This is a genomic window from Gottfriedia luciferensis (assembly GCF_001712755.1).
Classification (GTDB): domain Bacteria; phylum Bacillota; class Bacilli; order Bacillales; family Bacillaceae_G; genus Gottfriedia; species Gottfriedia luciferensis_B.
The window spans coordinates 1-17651 of sequence record NZ_MDKC01000036.1 but is presented as its reverse complement, the minus strand read 5'-3'; the positions used below and the strand labels follow the sequence as shown (position 1 = coordinate 17651).

Sequence of the window (17651 nt, the reverse complement as noted above, 5' to 3'; positions counted from 1 at the left end):
AAAAGAAACTTACTAGAAGTGCGCTGTTGATGAGAGTAGTGAGTAAAGTAATTTACTTTCTATATTCATCTTCCTGTCTGATGAGAGATCATGCAGTCTAGTTGTTATAAAGAACGTTCAAAAAGAGCACCCTTATATTAAGGGTGCTCTTTTACCTTCGTGTATTTATGCCCAACATTTAAAATCTACATAGAATTATTAATTTCTTCTCAATAGTCAAATATCGTCAAATGTAGTCAAAGGGATTATGTTAGTTTTCAAGAAATAGTGTAATAATGAAATAAGGATGGTGAATGGTATGCAAGTATTCGATGAATTGGTAAGTCGTCAGCTTGAAACAATGGATCAGTTAATAAAGATTCAAGAAGAAATTGAACGATGTCAAGAAATTGAAAACCAACTATTTGAATTAGAGGATTTGTCAAAATTGTCTTCTATCCAAGATGAAATACATATAATGAGATCTGAATTAAAAGCTATCCAAGACACCTTTCTAATACAAACACAGCAAATAATTAAATCTTTCTCAGATGAGAGGAAAATTGCATTAAAATAAAAAAACAATGGGTCATTTTACCAAATTAACCTCCCTTTTGTTTAAAAATGGATAAGAACTAGTTATAATAGAAGTGTAAAGTATAAATAAAGTGTTGAAATGCGTCCACACTAGAAAGAAGGGAGAAACAATGAACGTTCCCAAACCAGGAGAAAAAATACAGATACATAGTTACAAACATAATGGACATATTCATCGTATATGGGAAGAGACAACCATTTTAAAAGGGACGCAGCAGTTAGTAATTGGCGCAAATGATCGCACGCTTGTAACTGAATCGGACGGTAGAACATGGGTTACACGAGAGCCAGCAATTTGTTACTTTGATATGGATTATTGGTTTAATGTCATTGGAATGATTAGAGAAGATGGAGTTTACTATTACTGTAATATTAGCTCACCATTTGTCTATGAAGATGGTGCCATTAAGTATATTGACTATGATCTAGATATTAAAGTTTTTCCAGACATGACTTACGTGCTGTTAGATGAAGATGAATATGAGAATCATCGACAAATAATGAATTATCCTCCTATTATTGACCCAATCTTAAAAAAGAACTTAGGTTATTTAAAGGAATTAATTCATCAACGAAAAGGGCCGTTTGCTACCGATTTTATTGATAATTGGTATGAACGATTCTTAATGTATCGTGATTAATCGAAACTGTTGAGCGGACTAAGTCTTTTTGAGAATTAATCATCTCAAAGAGATTGCTCAACAGTTTCTTTTTGAATGATATGAAAGGATGAAAATATGGGAAGTATTAAACGTTATTTAAAATTTGTTAAACCATATCGATTTCATATTTTTATAACGATTGCTGTCGGTATCGTTAAATTTGGAATCCCATTAATATTACCGTTTTTATTAAAATATGTAGTTGATAATATCATTAATTCATCATTACCAATTGCAACTAAAAGTTCACATCTTATTTACATTATGTTAATTGCATTTGGAATTTTTGTTATTGTAAGACCACCTATTGAGTATTTCAGACAGTATTATGCTCAATATATCGGTAGTCGAATTTTATTTGACATTAGAGATCATTTATTTAAACATTTACAAAAACTCAGCTTAAGATATTATGCTAATGCAAAGACAGGTGAAGTCATTTCACGAGTAATAAATGATGTTGAATCGACTAAAGACTTTGTTATTACTGGGTTAATGAATGTTTGGTTAGACTTAATTACAATCTTAATTACAGTAACAATCATGTTAACAATGGATGTAAAGTTAACGCTTGTATCATTAATCGTGCTGCCATTTTATACATTAGCAGTAAAGTACTTTTTCGGTCGACTTCGATTTTTGACTCGTCAAAGATCTCAAGCTTTAGCTGTTTTACAAGGATTCTTAACAGAAAGAATTCAGGGAATGCAAGTAACACGTAGTTTTGCATTAGAAGATTATGAAAGCGGACTATTTAAAGAAAAAAATGGTGAGTTTTTAGATCGTGCTCTTAAACATACAGGCTGGAATGCGAGTACGTTTACAATTATAAATACATTAACTGATATTGGACCATTATTAATTATCGGATTCTCTGCATATCAAGTTATCCATGGTCACTTAACACTTGGAGAGATGGTAGCGTTCGTTGGATATATTGATCGTTTATATGATCCGCTTAGAAGATTAGCGAATTCTTCAACAGCATTAACACAATCATTTGCATCGATGGACCGTGTCTTTGAATTAATGGATGAAAAGTATGACATCGTTAATAGGGAAAATCCAATTTATGCAAAGAAGTTAGATGGTCAAATACACTTTAATCACGTATCTTTTCAATATAATGCCGTTGATGATGAGGTCATTCAAGATGTAACTTTTCAAATTGAACCTGGTCAAAAGATTGCATTGGTTGGATCGAGTGGTGGAGGAAAATCTTCGTTAGTTAGTTTAATACCACGTTTTTATGACGTAACAAAAGGGTCTATTAAAATTGATGGTGTCGACATAAGGGATTTTGATTTAAAAAGTATGCGTGAAAAAATCGGTATCGTTTTACAAGACAATTTTCTATTTAGTGATACTGTAAAATCGAATATTCATTATGGGAATCCGAGTGCTAGTGAAGAAGAAATTATTGCAGCTGCCAAAGCAGCCAATGCACATGATTTTATCATGAGTTTACCAGATGGATATGACACGCTTGTTGGGGAAAGAGGAGTAAAGCTTTCTGGTGGTCAAAAACAACGTGTAGCTATTGCCCGTGTATTTTTAAGAAATCCTTCCATTCTAATATTTGATGAAGCTACTTCAGCTCTTGATTTAGAAAATGAAAGGTATATCCAAGACGCAATTCAAGAACTAGCAAAGAACCGTACAACAATATTTATTGCACATAGATTATCTACCATTACACATGTGGATAAAATCGTTTATATTGATCAAGGTCATATTGTCGAAATTGGTTCTCATGAGGAATTAATGGCTAAAAAAGAAGCTTACTATCATTTGTTTGAAATTCAAAATTTAGAAACTAGCTCGAGTTCGGTATAGAAGATTAGTTAGCACAAAGAAATTCTTTGTGCTTTTTTGTATTTGAAGCTGTGTAAATACATTTTGTAAGAAGAAGTGTATTGACGAATTAAATCTGTACTGCAAATTAGTGTGAGAAGATCGCAAACTGTGAATATGTGAATAATTGAAGTTAAAGTGTAAATTAAACAACGAACAGCAATTAATATGCGGAAATAGCAAATAAAATTGGCAGAACTGCAATTAAGGAATCAAGAATCGCAAATAAAATAAGCAAAACTGCAATTAAAGTTTCAAGAATCGCAAATACGATTATAAATTACCTATACCGGTTATCGTATTCCCACAGAATAATCGCCCGAAAATAGATACTCTCTGCAGGAAACGAGCAATATCACTCTAAATTCCGTCCAAATGATCTGAAAATGGATAAAAATCGGCTATTTATCATGGCAAGGATTGAAAAAATCAATATCAAATTTAAGAACACCATCGAGATACCCCACTTACTTTGATTTAAACCAAAAATAAAAAGCCTCCACAATTGGAGGCTTTACATTGTTTCAACCTGTTCAACTTGAACTTGGTATTCTTTGTGATAAGTTTGATGGCTATCAACGAGTGTATTTAAATGCTCAACATTTTCACTATATTCTAAAATGGCAGATACTACTTGGAATAAATGCAACCATGTTTTTTGTTTCTCTTCGTCATTAAGATCATGGTGGTCCAAGAATGCCTTTGTTAATTTATCTTTTAAAATATTTTCTTCTCTATGAAGTGGGGAGGTTTGATCACAGTTTACTTTCCCAATTAATTTCATTAATGCATGCTCATGGTATTGCATTAAGCATGTTAGTTCATTTTTAATTAAATCTTGGAACTCTTTCGGAGATGCATTAATTTCATATTCTAATCGGTTTAAAGCTTTTAACGTATCAAATGCGTTATCGGCTGTGACAAGCATTTGTCTAAACAATACGATTTTACGAGATTTTTCATGCTCTTTTTTCTTACGACCAACAAGAATGATTCGGTCTTCTTTGTATAAGCGATATATTTTCGTAACATTTCTCATGATTTCTTTTAATTGATAAATTTCATCTTTTAATCCATTATGGCTAACAGTTTTGTGTAGAGCCATCATCATTAATTTATTTGTTTGTTCAGTGATCGAAATCATGCCACGAGATAATTTTTTTTCATAATTTGGAGGCATTAAGAAAATATTTACAAATGATGCAGCTAAAACACCAATTGTTACTGCCAAAATACGATCGAAAGTAAAAATGGCAAAGTGTTCGGTACTTGTACTTACCTCCATAATAACGACAACAGTAACTAAAGTTGTAGCAATTGTATTTTCGAGTTTTAGTTTTAATGTAATGATAATCACGAGAATACATGTAAATCCTATAATGACTGGATTATTCCCTAGAGTAATCACTGCAATAATTGCCAGTATCGCACCAATCAAGTTAGCTTGAAGTTGTTCAATTAACGACTTATATGATTGGTTTACTGATGATTTTAATGCCGAAATAGCAGAGATACCTGCAATCGAAGCTGTTGATAAATCAAAAAACATCGCGCTATAAATGGCGAGCGTAATAGCTATACCAGTTTTTAGAACACGCGCTCCTAATCTCATTGTATTACTCCTTTTTGTTTGTCTAGCTTAATGCTTGTAATGAAATATGAACGTTTAACTATATTACTACTAATCTACTATTTATTACATCGAGTGTTTTTCAAAATTACTTCAGTTAAAAGTAACTTTTACTTTTTCTCATGTAACATCCTGTAACTATACAATGAACTACACGCATTATCAATACAATTTTTTAATAAATTATGTTAAATATATGAATGAGAAAAAAGATTAAATTATTAGTTAAATTAAAAGATTTCGAACTTAAAAATGAAAGGGTTTTACTATTAAAAAGGTGGTAGAGCTATGAAAAATAACCTTGTCAATAAAATACCAAATTTTCGTAAAAGGAGTAGAGTGATGTTGATTTCCACTACAGAATGCTCGCTTTCCATGGGGCGAGATTCTTTAGCCTCCTCGGCAAACCTGTGGGGTCTCAGCCTTCCCGCTAATCCCATAGGAGTCGAGCACCCTTTCGTTCCAATCAACTTATTCATCAAAAAAAGTCTGCAATAAATCCTAATCAAATAGCCTTTACTTAGCGTAACCTATTGTTGTATATCAAATCAGTTTGTAGGTCAATTAATATCGACCATTAATTAATCTAATCAGTAGAATTTGTTTTTCTAAAAGTTAGATCATAATTTTTAACTTATGAAAAAGACCATTTCTAGTGTTATTGAAATCATAAATTGCTCTAACAGATAACATATAAAACCAATTAATAGATCATAAAAAATGATAATTTCATCAATAAATAAATGTTCAATTCTTGTCCTTTTTTCCTATTACCCATTTTATATTTCAAAACGATGAAAAAAGAAGCGAAAATATTTCGCTTCTTTTTTATAAAATCATTCAGTTGAAACAGACGGATCCGCTTGTTCTTTTTTAGGTTTAATTTGTAAGAAGTTTTGTTCAATGTCGTCTAATAAACTTTGAACGAATTCAGCTTCGTCATGCTGATTATGCTGAGTTAAAAGTGATATATATTTCTCTAACAATTCATTTAGATCGTTTTTACCAGTTTCATCGACTGGTACAATGCTTACACTTGCACCTTTTGCGATTCGATTTTGGTAAGCTTCCTTAGTAAGGCCTAATTCAGATGAGTTTCGAACGTAGATTACTCCGCCAGTCATGCCCGCACACATCCATGGACCTGGATCTCCTAAAACAACTGCACGACCACCAGTCATATATTCAAAAGCAAAACCGTTTATATTTGCTTTTGCACCAAGGCGAGTTTTCTGTGAAATAGATTGACTAGAATGGTTACGGCCACCAATTACAACATCTGCTCCTGATAAACGAATGCCTGCTCGCGAGTCAGCGTTACCTTGGATAAAGAATTGTCCTTTTTGTGCTCCATATGCAAAGCATTTTCCGACCGAACCACCAAAGAATTGTCCGTTAGCTCCTACAGCTTTACTAATAAATATCGTTCCACCAAAAGCAGTTTTCGCAACACCATCTTGAGCTCCGCCTTGAACGAATATAGAATAATCTTCTACTGTATAGGTTCCTAATCCATTTCCAGGAATGGATTGATCCTCGAAGCTAATCTCGACAGGGGAAGCTACACCTTGCGTTTGTTTTTTTACTACTAGGTCATGGATTAATAAACTGCCAGCATGGCGATATTCATTGTCAACCTTTGCATAAACCCCAACGTCATTACTTTGAAGTACTTTAGCAGATTCTCCATTCGAAAGTACATATTCTTTATCCTCAATTTTATTAGTAGATAATAAATTAGTTAAACTTAGCGTATCTAAAAATCTTGTTTGTTTTAAGAATTCAGTTTTACCAACAAGCTCTTGAGCATTTTTTACTCCTAATGAACCAACAATCACTTGCAATTCATCTTTGAATGCAGTGAAGAATTGTACTAAATTTGTTACTGCTGTTTCTAGTTGTCTAGGTGTGAATTTTCTTAAACCGTGACGCATTGCTTCAATTTCTGACTCGATTTGTGTTGCAATACCAACGTGGCATGTATCTAAATGACAACCACGACATGTTGTACAACCGATTGCAATCATTGATAAAGTTCCAAATCCGATTCGGTTTGCACCTAAAATCATCATTTTTACTACATCATTTACGCTTTTCATTCCGCCATCTGCCCAAATCTCAACAGAATTACGTAAACCAGATTCTAGTAGTGCATTGTGGGCTGCACGAACACCAATTTCAACTGGTAAACCTACATTTTGAATTGCATGAACACGGGCAGCACCAGTTCCTCCATCAAAACCGCTAATATTGATAAAGTTTGCACCCGCTTTTGCAATACCAACAGCTATTGTGCCGATATTAGGAACAACAGGGACTTTTACAGCAACTTTTGCTTTTGGATTAACAGCTTTAATTTCACTAATCATTTGAGCTAAATCTTCAATTGAATAAATATCATGATTATTTGAAGGTGATATTAAATCAGAACCAAGTGTTGCATTTCTCGTTTCCGCAATTTTTTGTGTAACCTTTGAAGCTGGTAAATGGCCACCTTCACCAGGTTTTGCACCTTGACCAATTTTAATCTCAATTAAGTTAGAAGAGTGAAGTAAGTTAGCATTAACTCCGAATCGCCCTGAAGCAATTTGCTGTCCACGAGTGTTTGGATATTTTCCAATCATATCTTGGATTTCTCCACCTTCACCATTTAAGCTAATCATATTCAGTCGATTTGCACCTTCAGCATATGCTCTAAAAGCAACTTCATTTTGAGATCCGAATGACATAGAACTGATAATAAATGGTAGTGAGTGAGTGCCTATTTCTAATGAAACTTGACTTGAATCAACTGGTTTTCTACTCTCAACTAGAGAAAGCGCATGACGTACTGTAGTTGGTCGCTCTTCTTCAATTTGATTTAATTTTTGACGGTATGTTTCATAACTACCTGTTTGTGCCGTTTCTCCAATAGCTTTCCAAATTCGAGGGAATACATGGAAAGATTTTGGCATAGCTGCGTTATTTGCGTTGTAATCTTCAAAACGTTTTTTCGAATCAGCCTCTAATAATTTGAAACCTGAAACTGTTTGATCTCCGAAGAAGTTTATAATTCCTAAAGACGAAGCGATATCTTCTTGTAATCCAATGCTACTGAACATTTTTGCATAGCCTCGTAGCTCATGCATACCTATTGTTGATATTACTTTTTCGATTCCTTTATTTAAAACATCATAAAGTTTTACTATTTTTTCAGGAGCTTCCAATTCTGAAATAGTTCCAAAAAGGAAATGAGGATTAATTGCATCTGCTCCTAAACCTTTCATTACCATTAAATCGTGAAGATTACGGACAGCAGCTGTCTTTAAGACAATCGAACAGTTTCTTCTTAATTTAGCATTCACAAGTCCATTATGGATTATTGCTGTAATAAGGGCCGGATCAATCCAGTATTGATTATTTTTATGAGCTTCATCATCTGTAATAACAATACATTCTGCACCATTTTTTACAGCTTCTACTGCTTCGTATTTATATTGGGACAATGTTTCTTCTAAAGGTAAATTAGAAAATGTACTTTGAATTGTATAAAGTTTATTTTCCAATTGATATAGATTTAGAATTTCTTCATACGTAAGTTGTTGACGATTAGCTTTTAGCGTATTTCCTACAAAACCATCACCTAATATCGGAGAAGGGAGTTGAAAAACAATTCCTGAATCATTCTTTGAAATGGATGGCCTTTTTCCTAATATGACAGAAATAGAGAAATGCTCTGTTTCACGATCGCGATCGATCGCAGGGTTCGTTACTACTGCGACTGTTTCTTTCATAAAGTCAGAAAGATTTTTTCTAGTTTCATCTAAACATGCTAGTGGTGCGTCATGCCCTAATGAACGAATAGGTTCTGCACCTTTTTCGGCCATTTGTTCAACTAACTGGATTTGTTCCTTTTGCCATCCAAAAGCTCCATATTCAAACGGATGAATTGAAGGAGGTGAGTGTTCCACGTAATCAGCTGAATTAGCTTCTTTATTTGCTAGATTCATTGTTAATTTTTCGTTTAATTTCGTTGTAACGAAATGCGTTAATTCACGGTGTGTTAATAGTTGAGCACGGTCTTTTAGTAAATTAATACCGACTTTTTCTCCAGGTGAAAGAGCATGTGGCTCGGCTATAAATAATTCTGGAGAAAGGATGCCTTGCTCGGATGAAAATACATAATAATCATTTGTTTCAAGTAACCAAACAGGACGTAAACCTAAAGCGTCCACACTAGCAACAAATTCATTTCCTTCTCTTGTAAGTACACCTGCTGGACCTTGACAATATGGTCCAAATGTACTTCGAATCGTATTGTAAATGGTGTTTACTTCTGGATCTGATTCATATTCTGCAGGTACAGGTGGGAATAACAGTTCCATTGCTTCTTTTAATGAGTAGTTATATTTATGAATAAGCGTCTCAAGTGTTATATTTACATCTTGTGAATCACTATTTCCATGCTTAATATTTGCGCCAATTTGTTTTGCTTCAATTCTTAATTGTTCGATTGTATTAATTTCTCCATTATGAGCTAGCATGCTAAATGGTTGAACTCTTGAAAACGAAGAAGATGTGTTTGTTGAGTATCGATTATGACCTACCACAACAGATGATTGGAAATTAGGGTGCTGTAAATCTGAATAGTATGACAATAAAGTATCGATTGTTCCCATTACTTTATAAACACAAGTTGATTGACTAAGAGAGACAACAGTTACATTTGTTTTTTTGCTAATAATATTTGTTAAATCAAATAGGGTTGTGCTTTGGTGATTTGTAATTGGGAGTAAAGCTACTTGTAAGAACTCAGGTTCTACTGCTTGAGCGATCGGACCAAGTGCTGAAGTAAAGGTTTGATTACAACTATGATATAAAGTTTCATAACCATTTTCCTCAAAAATTTGAAGCAAAGTTTGTATTTCTGATTTTTCATCTAAGAAGAAATGTCCTACTGTAAATGAAGGGTGTGAAACAACTTCAGGACTAATTCCTACAGATGTAAGTTTTTCTTGCCAAAGCAGAGTAGGTATGTCAGTCTGAATTCCGACACCATCACCTTCACCGTTTGTAAATCCCGCTCGATGATTCATCTTTCGTAAACTTTCGGCAGCAATATCGATCGTATCTCTTGTTTGAGTTATTGAACGATTGATAAAGGCTACGATCCCACATGCATCATGTTCGTTATTGTAATAATCTCTAAATAAACCTGGTGACCATTCTGTTTTCGTTTGAAATTTCATTTAACTACCTCCTAATTTATGGTAAAAAAATTGATTATTCAGAATTAACTATGTATGAATAGAGGTCACTTCAAGTTGTAGTGACCTCAGATATATCATAGTTTAATCGTAGATAATTTTAGGAACGCGTTTCCAACAGCGTTAATAGTTTGATGAACATCTTGTTCAGTATGAGCTGTAGTTAAGAACCAAGCTTCGTATTTCGATGGCGCTAGATTAATACCTGCTTCTAAAAGAAGTTTAAAAAATCTACCGAAAACTTCTCCATCTGATTCTTTTGCTTCTTCATAATTCGTTACTTCGTCAACGTTGAAATAGACAGTTAAGGCACCTTTTAAGCGGTTGATTTTTATATGGATGTTGTGCTCATCTGCTTTTTCCTGAATACCTTTTTCAAGAATTGCACCTAGACGATCTAATTCTTCATAGACACCTTCTTGTTGTAATACTTCAAGACATGCAATTCCAGCTGCAATTGATGCTGGATTACCTGCCATCGTACCAGCTTGATATGCAGGACCAAGTGGGGCAACTGTTTCCATAATTTCTTTTTTACCACCATAAGCTCCAATCGGTAATCCACCGCCTATAATCTTGCCAAGAGCTGTTAAGTCTGGTTCAATTCCTAATAAATTTTGTGCTCCACCATACATAAATCTGAAGGCAGTAATCACTTCATCATAAATGACTAATGCACCATGGTTGTGCGTAATGTCATTTACAGCTTCTAAAAATCCTTCTTTTGGTTCAACGATTCCGAAGTTACCGACGATTGGCTCAACAAGAACACCAGCTACTTCATGACCCCACTTTTCCATTGTTTCTGCATATGCCTCAATGTCATTAAATGGAACTGTAATCACTTCATTAGCTATGCTTTGTGGTACACCAGCGGAATCAGGAGTACCAAGAGTAGATGGTCCAGAACCTGCAGCAACTAGTACTAAATCTGAATGACCGTGATAGCATCCAGCAAATTTAACGATTTTAGTGCGACCAGTGTATGCTCTCGCTACACGAATAGTTGTCATTACGGACTCAGTACCTGAATTTGTAAATCTGACTTTATCCATACTAGGAATCGCTTCTTTTAGCATTTTGGCAAATTGTACTTCAAGTTCATGAGGAGTACCGTAAAGGACACCATTTTCTGCTGCTTTTGTGATTGCAGCTGTGATATGAGGGTGAGCGTGGCCAGTAATAATAGGACCGTATGCTGCTAAATAATCTATATATTGATTGCCATCAACATCCCAAAAATATGCGCCTTTTGCACGCTTCATTGTGACAGGAGCTCCGCCACCAACTGCTTTAAACGATCTTGAAGGACTGTTTACTCCTCCAACGATGTGTTCTAAAGCTTCATTATGTATTTCAATTGATTTTTGATTATTCATGGAGTACCTCCCATTATTGATAAAAAAATGAAAGAATTTAACCGGCATCTTTACATTATTTATGTGGTTAAATTACATTCTAGCACGAAATTTTAGCGCGTGGTAAATGTAAGCCTTTACAATTTGAAAAGAAATTTGAACATTTTGTAGAATCGATATTTTTCACAAAAATAGTACGAAAAAAATTGGAAACTACTTTTTAGTACTTTTTTATTGTACTTAGTTCTTATTTCAAATACACTAAGCGACGGAATAAAAAATGGAGGAAGTCTTATGGAAAACATAATCGAAGTTCAAAACTTACACAAAGAATTTAAAACTTTCTTGAGTCGCTCTGGTGTAAAAGGTGCATTTAGAGATTTGTTTACAAGAAACTATAGAACAAAAACAGCCGTTAATAATATAAGCTTTTCTGTGAAAAAAGGTGAAATGATGGCTTATATCGGGGAGAATGGTGCAGGGAAGTCGACTACAATTAAAATGTTGACGGGAATACTAACGCCTACTTCTGGAGATGTAACAGTTAATGGTTATCACCCTCAAAAAGATCGAGAGCGGTTTGTTAAATCAATAGGTGTCGTATTTGGGCAAAGATCTCAATTATGGTGGGATATTGCAGTACAAGAATCATTTCGATTACTAAAAAAGGTTTATCAAGTACCAGATAAGCAATACGAAGAACATATGGGATATATTATTAAGACTTTGGATATTGAGCCTTTATTAGATCAACCTGTAAGAAAGTTATCTTTAGGTCAAAGAATGAGATGTGAATTAGCAGCTGCTTTAATTCATAATCCACCCTTATTATTTTTAGATGAGCCAACAATTGGATTAGATGTATTAGTAAAATTAAAAATTCGCGAGTTTTTAAAAGAGTTAAACCAAAAATATGGCACAACAATTCTTTTAACAACCCATGATATTTCTGATATTGAGGCATTATGTGATCGAGTAGTTATGTTAGATGAAGGAAAAATCATTTATGATGGAAAACTTGAACAGTTAAAAGGTCAATGGGGCGAAGAGAAAGAAATTCAATTCCAGTTTATTAAACCAGTAAATCATACTACATTAAATGAATTGATCGGACGAACGGATGTAAAATGGAAGGAAGAAGAAGGCGAAAATATTTGGAGTGTTACATTACCGAATGATGAAACACTTATTTCTATGATTATTGCAAAAGTAGTTCAGTCAAATCCTGTTAAAGATATGAAGATGTTAGAGATTTCTACAGAAGAAATTATACGAAACATCTACCAAGAAGGTATAAGTAATGAGTAAGTATATTGAAATCATTCGAATCCGTTTTTTAATGATGTTAGCGTATCGTACTAATTATTATACCGGGATTGTTATTTATACAATTAATATAGGTGCTTATTTCTTTTTATGGAAAGCGATCTACGGTCACCAAGGGTCAATTCAAGGTGTTTCAGTTAACCAGATGACTACTTATGTAGCGATTGCTTGGATGGCAAGGGCGTTTTATTTTAATAATCTTGACCGTGAAATTGCTGAAGAAATTGTAGAAGGTAAAGTAGCAATAGAACTTATTAGACCTTATAACTATTTACTTACTAAAGTGATGCAAGGATTAGGCGAGGGGATATTCAGATTCTTTTTCTTTTCAATTCCAGGCTTTATTATAGTTGCTTTAATTTTTCGATTAGATGTTTCATTTAATTTAAAAACTTTAGGATTATTTTTGATTGCTTCGATTTTCAGTTTTGCAATTAATACACAATTGAATTTATTAACTGGTTTAATGGCATTCTTCCTTCAAAACAATATGGGATTTATTCAAGCTAAACGTGTCATCATTGATTTATTTTCAGGTTTAACGATTCCGATCACGTTCTTTCCGGTTTGGGCACAAGATGTAATGAAGTACTTACCATTTCAAGGAATCAGCTATATTCCTAGTATGATTTTTGCTCAAGGCATAAAAGGTGAATTGATTTTAAGAGGCCTTTTATTTCAAGTAATTTGGATTATTATTTTATGTATCCCTATTACTCTTATATGGTATAAAGCTAAAAAGCATCTTGTTATACAAGGGGGTTAAAGAATGTTTTATTTAAATATATTTCTTCAATATTCAGGTCAATATTTAAAAACGAAATTACAATATAGAGCAAACTTCTTTTTGTCATTTTTATCAGATTTGATGGCTCAGGCGGTAAATTTAATTTTTATATTACTAGTTTTCAATCATACTTCACTTATTGAAGGATGGAACAGAGACGAAATTGTATTCATTTATGGTTTCTTTTTAGTTCCGTTTGCTCTTTTTGGTTCATTTTTTAATATATGGGATTTTAATGATCGTTACATTGTAAAGGGAGAGTTTGATCGTATTTTAACCCGACCAATTCATAGTCTTTTTCAAGTAGTATTAGAGAAAATGGAGTTAGAATCGTTACTAGGTGCTATTACTGGATTGATTATTATGATCTATGCAGGGTTTAAATTAGGACTTTCAATCACTTGGTATGATCCATTTTTATTTTTATTAATGGCTTTTGGTGGGATGTTTGTTTATGCCGGAATCTTTATTGCTTTAGCAAGTATCGGTTTTTGGTCAGATGCAAGAACGTCTATTATGCCTTTAATGTATAATATAGGAAACTATGGTCGTTATCCGATCAATATTTATCATCCAATTATTCGCTTTGTATTAACATGGATTTTACCATTTGCGTTTGTTGGTGTTTATCCGGCTGCTTATTTTCTACGTAGAAGTGAATGGTATGTCTATTCATTTTTAACGCCTGTTATGGGATTAGTTGTTTTTGTTATTTCTGTTTTAATTTGGAACCAAGGTGTAAAAAAATATAAAGGTGCGGGTAACTAAGCAGTATTCTATTTCAATAGCTTGTTTCATAAATTGAAATGAGGTGATTGGAATGGGAACTGCTTTTTTCTTTTTTATTGCGATCTTTGCAATTTTGTATAGTCTAGTGTATTTATGGAATACTTCAACTACCAAAGTTAATAAAAGTCTTATTTCAATTAATAATTACATTCTTTTATTTTTAATATATGGAACGGTACTTATCGGCTTTAGCGCAGTGTATTTTATACTGGAGCGCGGGCCACATCCAATTTTAATTGAGCATACTATTCCTATTGAAGGGACTAATTACCATATAATGGGGTTATGCTTATATTTTAGCGCAATCACCCTTTTGTCTGTAGGCTATGGGGATATTGTACCAGTAGGGATCGGAAGATGGGTAGCTATGGTTGAAGCGCTCATCGGTTATACGATGCCAGCGGCTTTTGTTTTACAAGTATTTAAAGATGAACGTTAATATTTATGATTAAGGAGATTATTATGACTGTTGAAATTGGAATCAAAGCACCGGAATTTACTTTACCAGCAAGTAATGGAGAAGATGTAACTTTATCAGACTTTAGAGGCAAGAAAGTAGTTCTTTATTTTTACCCAAAGGATATGACACCAGGTTGTACTACGGAAGCTTGTGACTTTAGAGATTCATATGAAAGGTTTATGAATAGTGGAACTGTCATTTTAGGAATAAGTCCTTATCCTATAAAAAGACATGAAAAATTTATAGAAAAACATCAATTACCATTTTTATTACTTTCGGACGAAACAACTGAAGTAGCAAAGTTATATGATGTATGGAAGTTAAAGAATAATTTTGGTAAGGAATATATGGGAATAGAACGTACAACATTTTTAATTGATGAAGAAGGTTGTATCGAAAATGTATGGCAAAAGGTTAGAGTAAAGAATCATGTTGAAGATGTCTATAATGTCATTAGTCGTTCTTAAAATTGTACAAACTATTTGGGGCAATTAACTTGATTTATGTTAGTTTTTTTGAGAAAGAATCGTTTTATCTAAAATAATCGAGCTTTTCGTCTATACCTATATTGCTTTAGAGAATATATTGGAGTATAGGGCATACCTCCTCAGATGATAGCATATTGAAGTGCGAGAGAATTCTCGCACATTTTTTTTGTTTTAGTATATGGAATACAAGCCTTAGTTAATTTTTTTAAGAAATTCTCAAAAAGTTGACAAATATTCTTGCAGTTGAATAAACTAATAATAAGTAATTAATTTTGGTACTATTTTATAGAAACGGGGAGAGCGGCGTTGCATAAGGAAAATATTCAAGATGCAATTTTACATTTAAAGAATAGCGGCGTACGTATTACACCTCAGAGGCATGCAATTATAGAATATTTAATAGGAAGTGGAACACATCCAACTGCTGATGAAATCTATAAAGCACTTGAGGGAAAATTTCCAAATATGAGTGTGGCAACAGTTTACAATAATCTCAGAGTATTACGTGAAGTAGGAATGGTTAAAGAATTAAACTTCGGTGATTCTTCTAGTCGTTTTGATTATATAACAACTGATCATTATCATATTATTTGTGAAAAATGTGGTGAAATGAATGACTTTCATTACGACGGATTAGAAGGAATCAATCTTTATGTTGAAAAGGAAACGGGATTTGAAGTAACTAATCATAGAATGGAAGTATACGGTATTTGTCCTAAATGTAAAGAAAAAACATTATCATAATAAAGCACATTACATAATTGTAATGTGCTTTATTTATTATGCTATTGTTTAGCATCTCGTTTGCTATTATATTTTTCATTAAATTCTTTTCCTTCTAATGAAGGATCTAATGTAAGTGGCTCATTACAATACATACAGATGTCAACTTTACCAAGCATTTTAGTCGTTTTGTTACAATTCGGACAGATGACTTGAATTGTTTTTGTAGACAGCATTCCGATCCAAAAATAAACAACTGTACTACCAATAATGGCTAAAAATCCCACAAGCATAAAGATCGTCATGACAATCTTATGCTCTCTGAAAAATACACCACCATACATAATAATGAAGCCAATAAATAATAATGAAAGTGCAAACGTTCTTATATTATTAATTTTACTACTTTTCTTTTTTGCCACTTTGTCCACCCCATTCATTGTAAATATAGCATAAATGAGATAGGAAATGTTAGTGCTATCATGGAAAACAATTCGAACTTATTTAATGAAATTGATGAATTTTGAATTTAAGCTAAATACAGGACATTCTCACATTAATTAATCGTATGATCGGATGGTACTTGGTTTATCTGATGCTTTTTGTTAGAAAAATGAATTGGGAGATATAAAATCAAAAAATAGGGGATAAGAATTAAGCCTAATACAATTAAGTAATATGGCCATGGTCCAAAAAAGTCTAACAAGTTTGCTCCAGCAGGTTTAACTCCTAAAAATAAGTAGTTTCCTTTTATGACGTAATCCAGTAAGTAAATAGGTATAGCCAATAAAATTAAATAGAGGAAGGACTTTAATAATGAACGGAGAGTTGGAGTATATCCAAAGATAAATGTCATATAACAAATAGAAATAATAATTCCTCCGTGAGTAGTGAAAAATTGTATATATTTAAAATGAGGAAAACTATATTTAATATCTGGAGTAAGTACAGCTTGGATCGCCCCAGCTAATCCCCAAAAATAAATGATCTCATAAACTTTATAATTTTTTGTAATGAGTGTATAACAGCATAGATACATACTTATACCGCATAGTTGTAGAGGTAATGAATCGCCCCAATCCCACTGTTTCGTTTTAATAAGCCATCCATATAATAGAAATTCAACTGTAAGCATAGATCCGATTAATAGAGTGCGGATGAATATATCTACTTTTTTCTTATTGTTTATTAAATTTCTGAAGTAAAACAAACAGATAAGAAGGAGGAGAATGATTAATAATGTAAATATATGTTGCTTTGAAAACAATACGAATCCATTCATTAATTACACCTCTCTCAAAGCGGATAGATGATATTGAACAATTCGCTACTGTTAGAATCTTTTCATTGTACTTTTTTTAAGTGTATTCAGCTTGTTTGTATTAAAGTATTATGACTTACTATTTATATGTCCAAACACATGTGTATTCTTTTTTAGAAAAGAGTTTTCATCTTTTTTGAAAAAACTTTTTAAAAAGTGTTGACGTTGTGATTTATCGATGTTATATTATTCTATGTCGCCAAGAGACAACGGCGTCGAAAGAAAAAAGATTTAAAAAAATGTTGACAGGCTCCTGTGAGAATGTTAAGATGAAAAAGTCGCTAATGACGCGACAAAGTGAACTTTGAAAACTAAACAAAACATGAAGTAAACGTCAATTATTAGTTTTTTGAGCAATACAAGATTTAAACTTAACTTTTATGGAGAGTTTGATCCTGGCTCAGGACGAACGCTGGCGGCGTGCCTAATAC

14 protein-coding genes are annotated in these 17651 nt (G+C 33.0%); 9 read left to right on the top strand and 5 right to left on the bottom strand.

The annotated features are described in order from the left end of the window. The first annotated feature begins 298 nt into the window (after positions 1-298). From BED47_RS20815 to BED47_RS20805, 3 genes are all read left to right on the top strand, one after another. Complete coding sequence (locus BED47_RS20815; RefSeq protein WP_025671838.1) at positions 299-556, top strand: YgaB family protein; 258 nt, start codon at positions 299-301, stop codon at positions 554-556. A 130-nt stretch (positions 557-686) separates the two neighbouring features. After that, the gene (gene ntdP / locus BED47_RS20810; protein ID WP_025671837.1) at positions 687-1217 is read left to right on the top strand and encodes a nucleoside tri-diphosphate phosphatase; all 531 of its coding nucleotides are present in this window, start codon (positions 687-689) and stop codon (positions 1215-1217) included. 96 nt (positions 1218-1313) lie between these two features. Beyond that, a complete protein-coding gene (locus BED47_RS20805; protein WP_069035241.1) occupies positions 1314-3074 on the top strand; it encodes an ABC transporter ATP-binding protein in 1761 nt (586 codons plus the stop codon). A 532-nt stretch (positions 3075-3606) separates the two neighbouring features. Here BED47_RS20805 and BED47_RS20800 read toward each other — a convergent pair. The 3 genes from BED47_RS20800 to BED47_RS20785 form a co-directional block, all read right to left on the bottom strand. Continuing rightward, entirely contained in the window at positions 3607-4704 is a 1098-nt protein-coding gene (locus BED47_RS20800) for an FUSC family protein (RefSeq protein ID WP_025671835.1), read from the bottom strand. Between the two features lie 854 nt (positions 4705-5558). After that, positions 5559-9950, bottom strand: a complete 4392-nt coding sequence (locus tag BED47_RS20790) for a glutamate synthase-related protein (RefSeq protein WP_069035239.1) — start codon at positions 9948-9950, stop codon at positions 5559-5561. A 95-nt stretch (positions 9951-10045) separates the two neighbouring features. Next, entirely contained in the window at positions 10046-11347 is a 1302-nt protein-coding gene (locus tag BED47_RS20785) for a glutamate-1-semialdehyde 2,1-aminomutase (RefSeq protein WP_069035238.1), read from the bottom strand. A 273-nt stretch (positions 11348-11620) separates the two neighbouring features. On the opposite strand from BED47_RS20785, the gene BED47_RS20780 reads away from it, so the two are divergent. From BED47_RS20780 to BED47_RS20755, 6 genes are all read left to right on the top strand, one after another. After that, positions 11621-12634, top strand: coding sequence for an ABC transporter ATP-binding protein (locus BED47_RS20780; RefSeq protein WP_069035237.1), 1014 nt, complete (start codon positions 11621-11623; stop codon positions 12632-12634). Further along, the gene (locus BED47_RS20775; protein WP_056468360.1) at positions 12627-13418 is read left to right on the top strand and encodes an ABC transporter permease; all 792 of its coding nucleotides are present in this window, start codon (positions 12627-12629) and stop codon (positions 13416-13418) included. Before BED47_RS20780 ends, BED47_RS20775 begins: the two co-directional genes overlap by 8 nt. Before the next feature lie 3 nt (positions 13419-13421). Next, a complete protein-coding gene (locus BED47_RS20770; protein ID WP_069035236.1) occupies positions 13422-14207 on the top strand; it encodes an ABC transporter permease in 786 nt (261 codons plus the stop codon). A gap of 52 nt (positions 14208-14259) precedes the next feature. Then, on the top strand, positions 14260-14667 hold the full coding sequence (locus BED47_RS20765; protein WP_069035235.1) for a potassium channel family protein: 408 nt from the start codon (positions 14260-14262) through the stop codon (positions 14665-14667). 23 nt (positions 14668-14690) lie between these two features. After that, complete coding sequence (bcp, locus tag BED47_RS20760) at positions 14691-15155, top strand: thioredoxin-dependent thiol peroxidase (protein WP_069035234.1); 465 nt, start codon at positions 14691-14693, stop codon at positions 15153-15155. 327 nt (positions 15156-15482) lie between these two features. Then, entirely contained in the window at positions 15483-15920 is a 438-nt protein-coding gene (locus BED47_RS20755) for a Fur family transcriptional regulator (protein WP_025672070.1), read from the top strand. A gap of 41 nt (positions 15921-15961) precedes the next feature. On the opposite strand, the gene BED47_RS20750 is transcribed toward BED47_RS20755, so the two are convergent. Both BED47_RS20750 and BED47_RS20745 read right to left on the bottom strand, forming a co-directional pair. Beyond that, entirely contained in the window at positions 15962-16321 is a 360-nt protein-coding gene (locus BED47_RS20750; RefSeq protein WP_091023209.1) for a YgzB family protein, read from the bottom strand. Between the two features lie 134 nt (positions 16322-16455). Then, positions 16456-17181, bottom strand: a complete 726-nt coding sequence (locus BED47_RS20745; protein ID WP_069035233.1) for a YwaF family protein — start codon at positions 17179-17181, stop codon at positions 16456-16458. Between the last annotated feature and the right edge of the window lie 470 nt (positions 17182-17651).

Coding starts and splice junctions, on each gene's coding strand:
- BED47_RS20815 (WP_025671838.1), top strand. CDS start 299: ATGCAAGTATTCGATGAATTGGTAAGTCGTCAGCTTGAAACAATGGAT.
- ntdP (WP_025671837.1), top strand. CDS start 687: ATGAACGTTCCCAAACCAGGAGAAAAAATACAGATACATAGTTACAAA.
- BED47_RS20805 (WP_069035241.1), top strand. CDS start 1,314: ATGGGAAGTATTAAACGTTATTTAAAATTTGTTAAACCATATCGATTT.
- BED47_RS20800 (WP_025671835.1), bottom strand. CDS start 4,704: ATGAGATTAGGAGCGCGTGTTCTAAAAACTGGTATAGCTATTACGCTC.
- BED47_RS20790 (WP_069035239.1), bottom strand. CDS start 9,950: ATGAAATTTCAAACGAAAACAGAATGGTCACCAGGTTTATTTAGAGAT.
- BED47_RS20785 (WP_069035238.1), bottom strand. CDS start 11,347: ATGAATAATCAAAAATCAATTGAAATACATAATGAAGCTTTAGAACAC.
- BED47_RS20780 (WP_069035237.1), top strand. CDS start 11,621: ATGGAAAACATAATCGAAGTTCAAAACTTACACAAAGAATTTAAAACT.
- BED47_RS20775 (WP_056468360.1), top strand. CDS start 12,627: ATGAGTAAGTATATTGAAATCATTCGAATCCGTTTTTTAATGATGTTA.
- BED47_RS20770 (WP_069035236.1), top strand. CDS start 13,422: ATGTTTTATTTAAATATATTTCTTCAATATTCAGGTCAATATTTAAAA.
- BED47_RS20765 (WP_069035235.1), top strand. CDS start 14,260: ATGGGAACTGCTTTTTTCTTTTTTATTGCGATCTTTGCAATTTTGTAT.
- bcp (WP_069035234.1), top strand. CDS start 14,691: ATGACTGTTGAAATTGGAATCAAAGCACCGGAATTTACTTTACCAGCA.
- BED47_RS20745 (WP_069035233.1), bottom strand. CDS start 17,181: ATGAATGGATTCGTATTGTTTTCAAAGCAACATATATTTACATTATTA.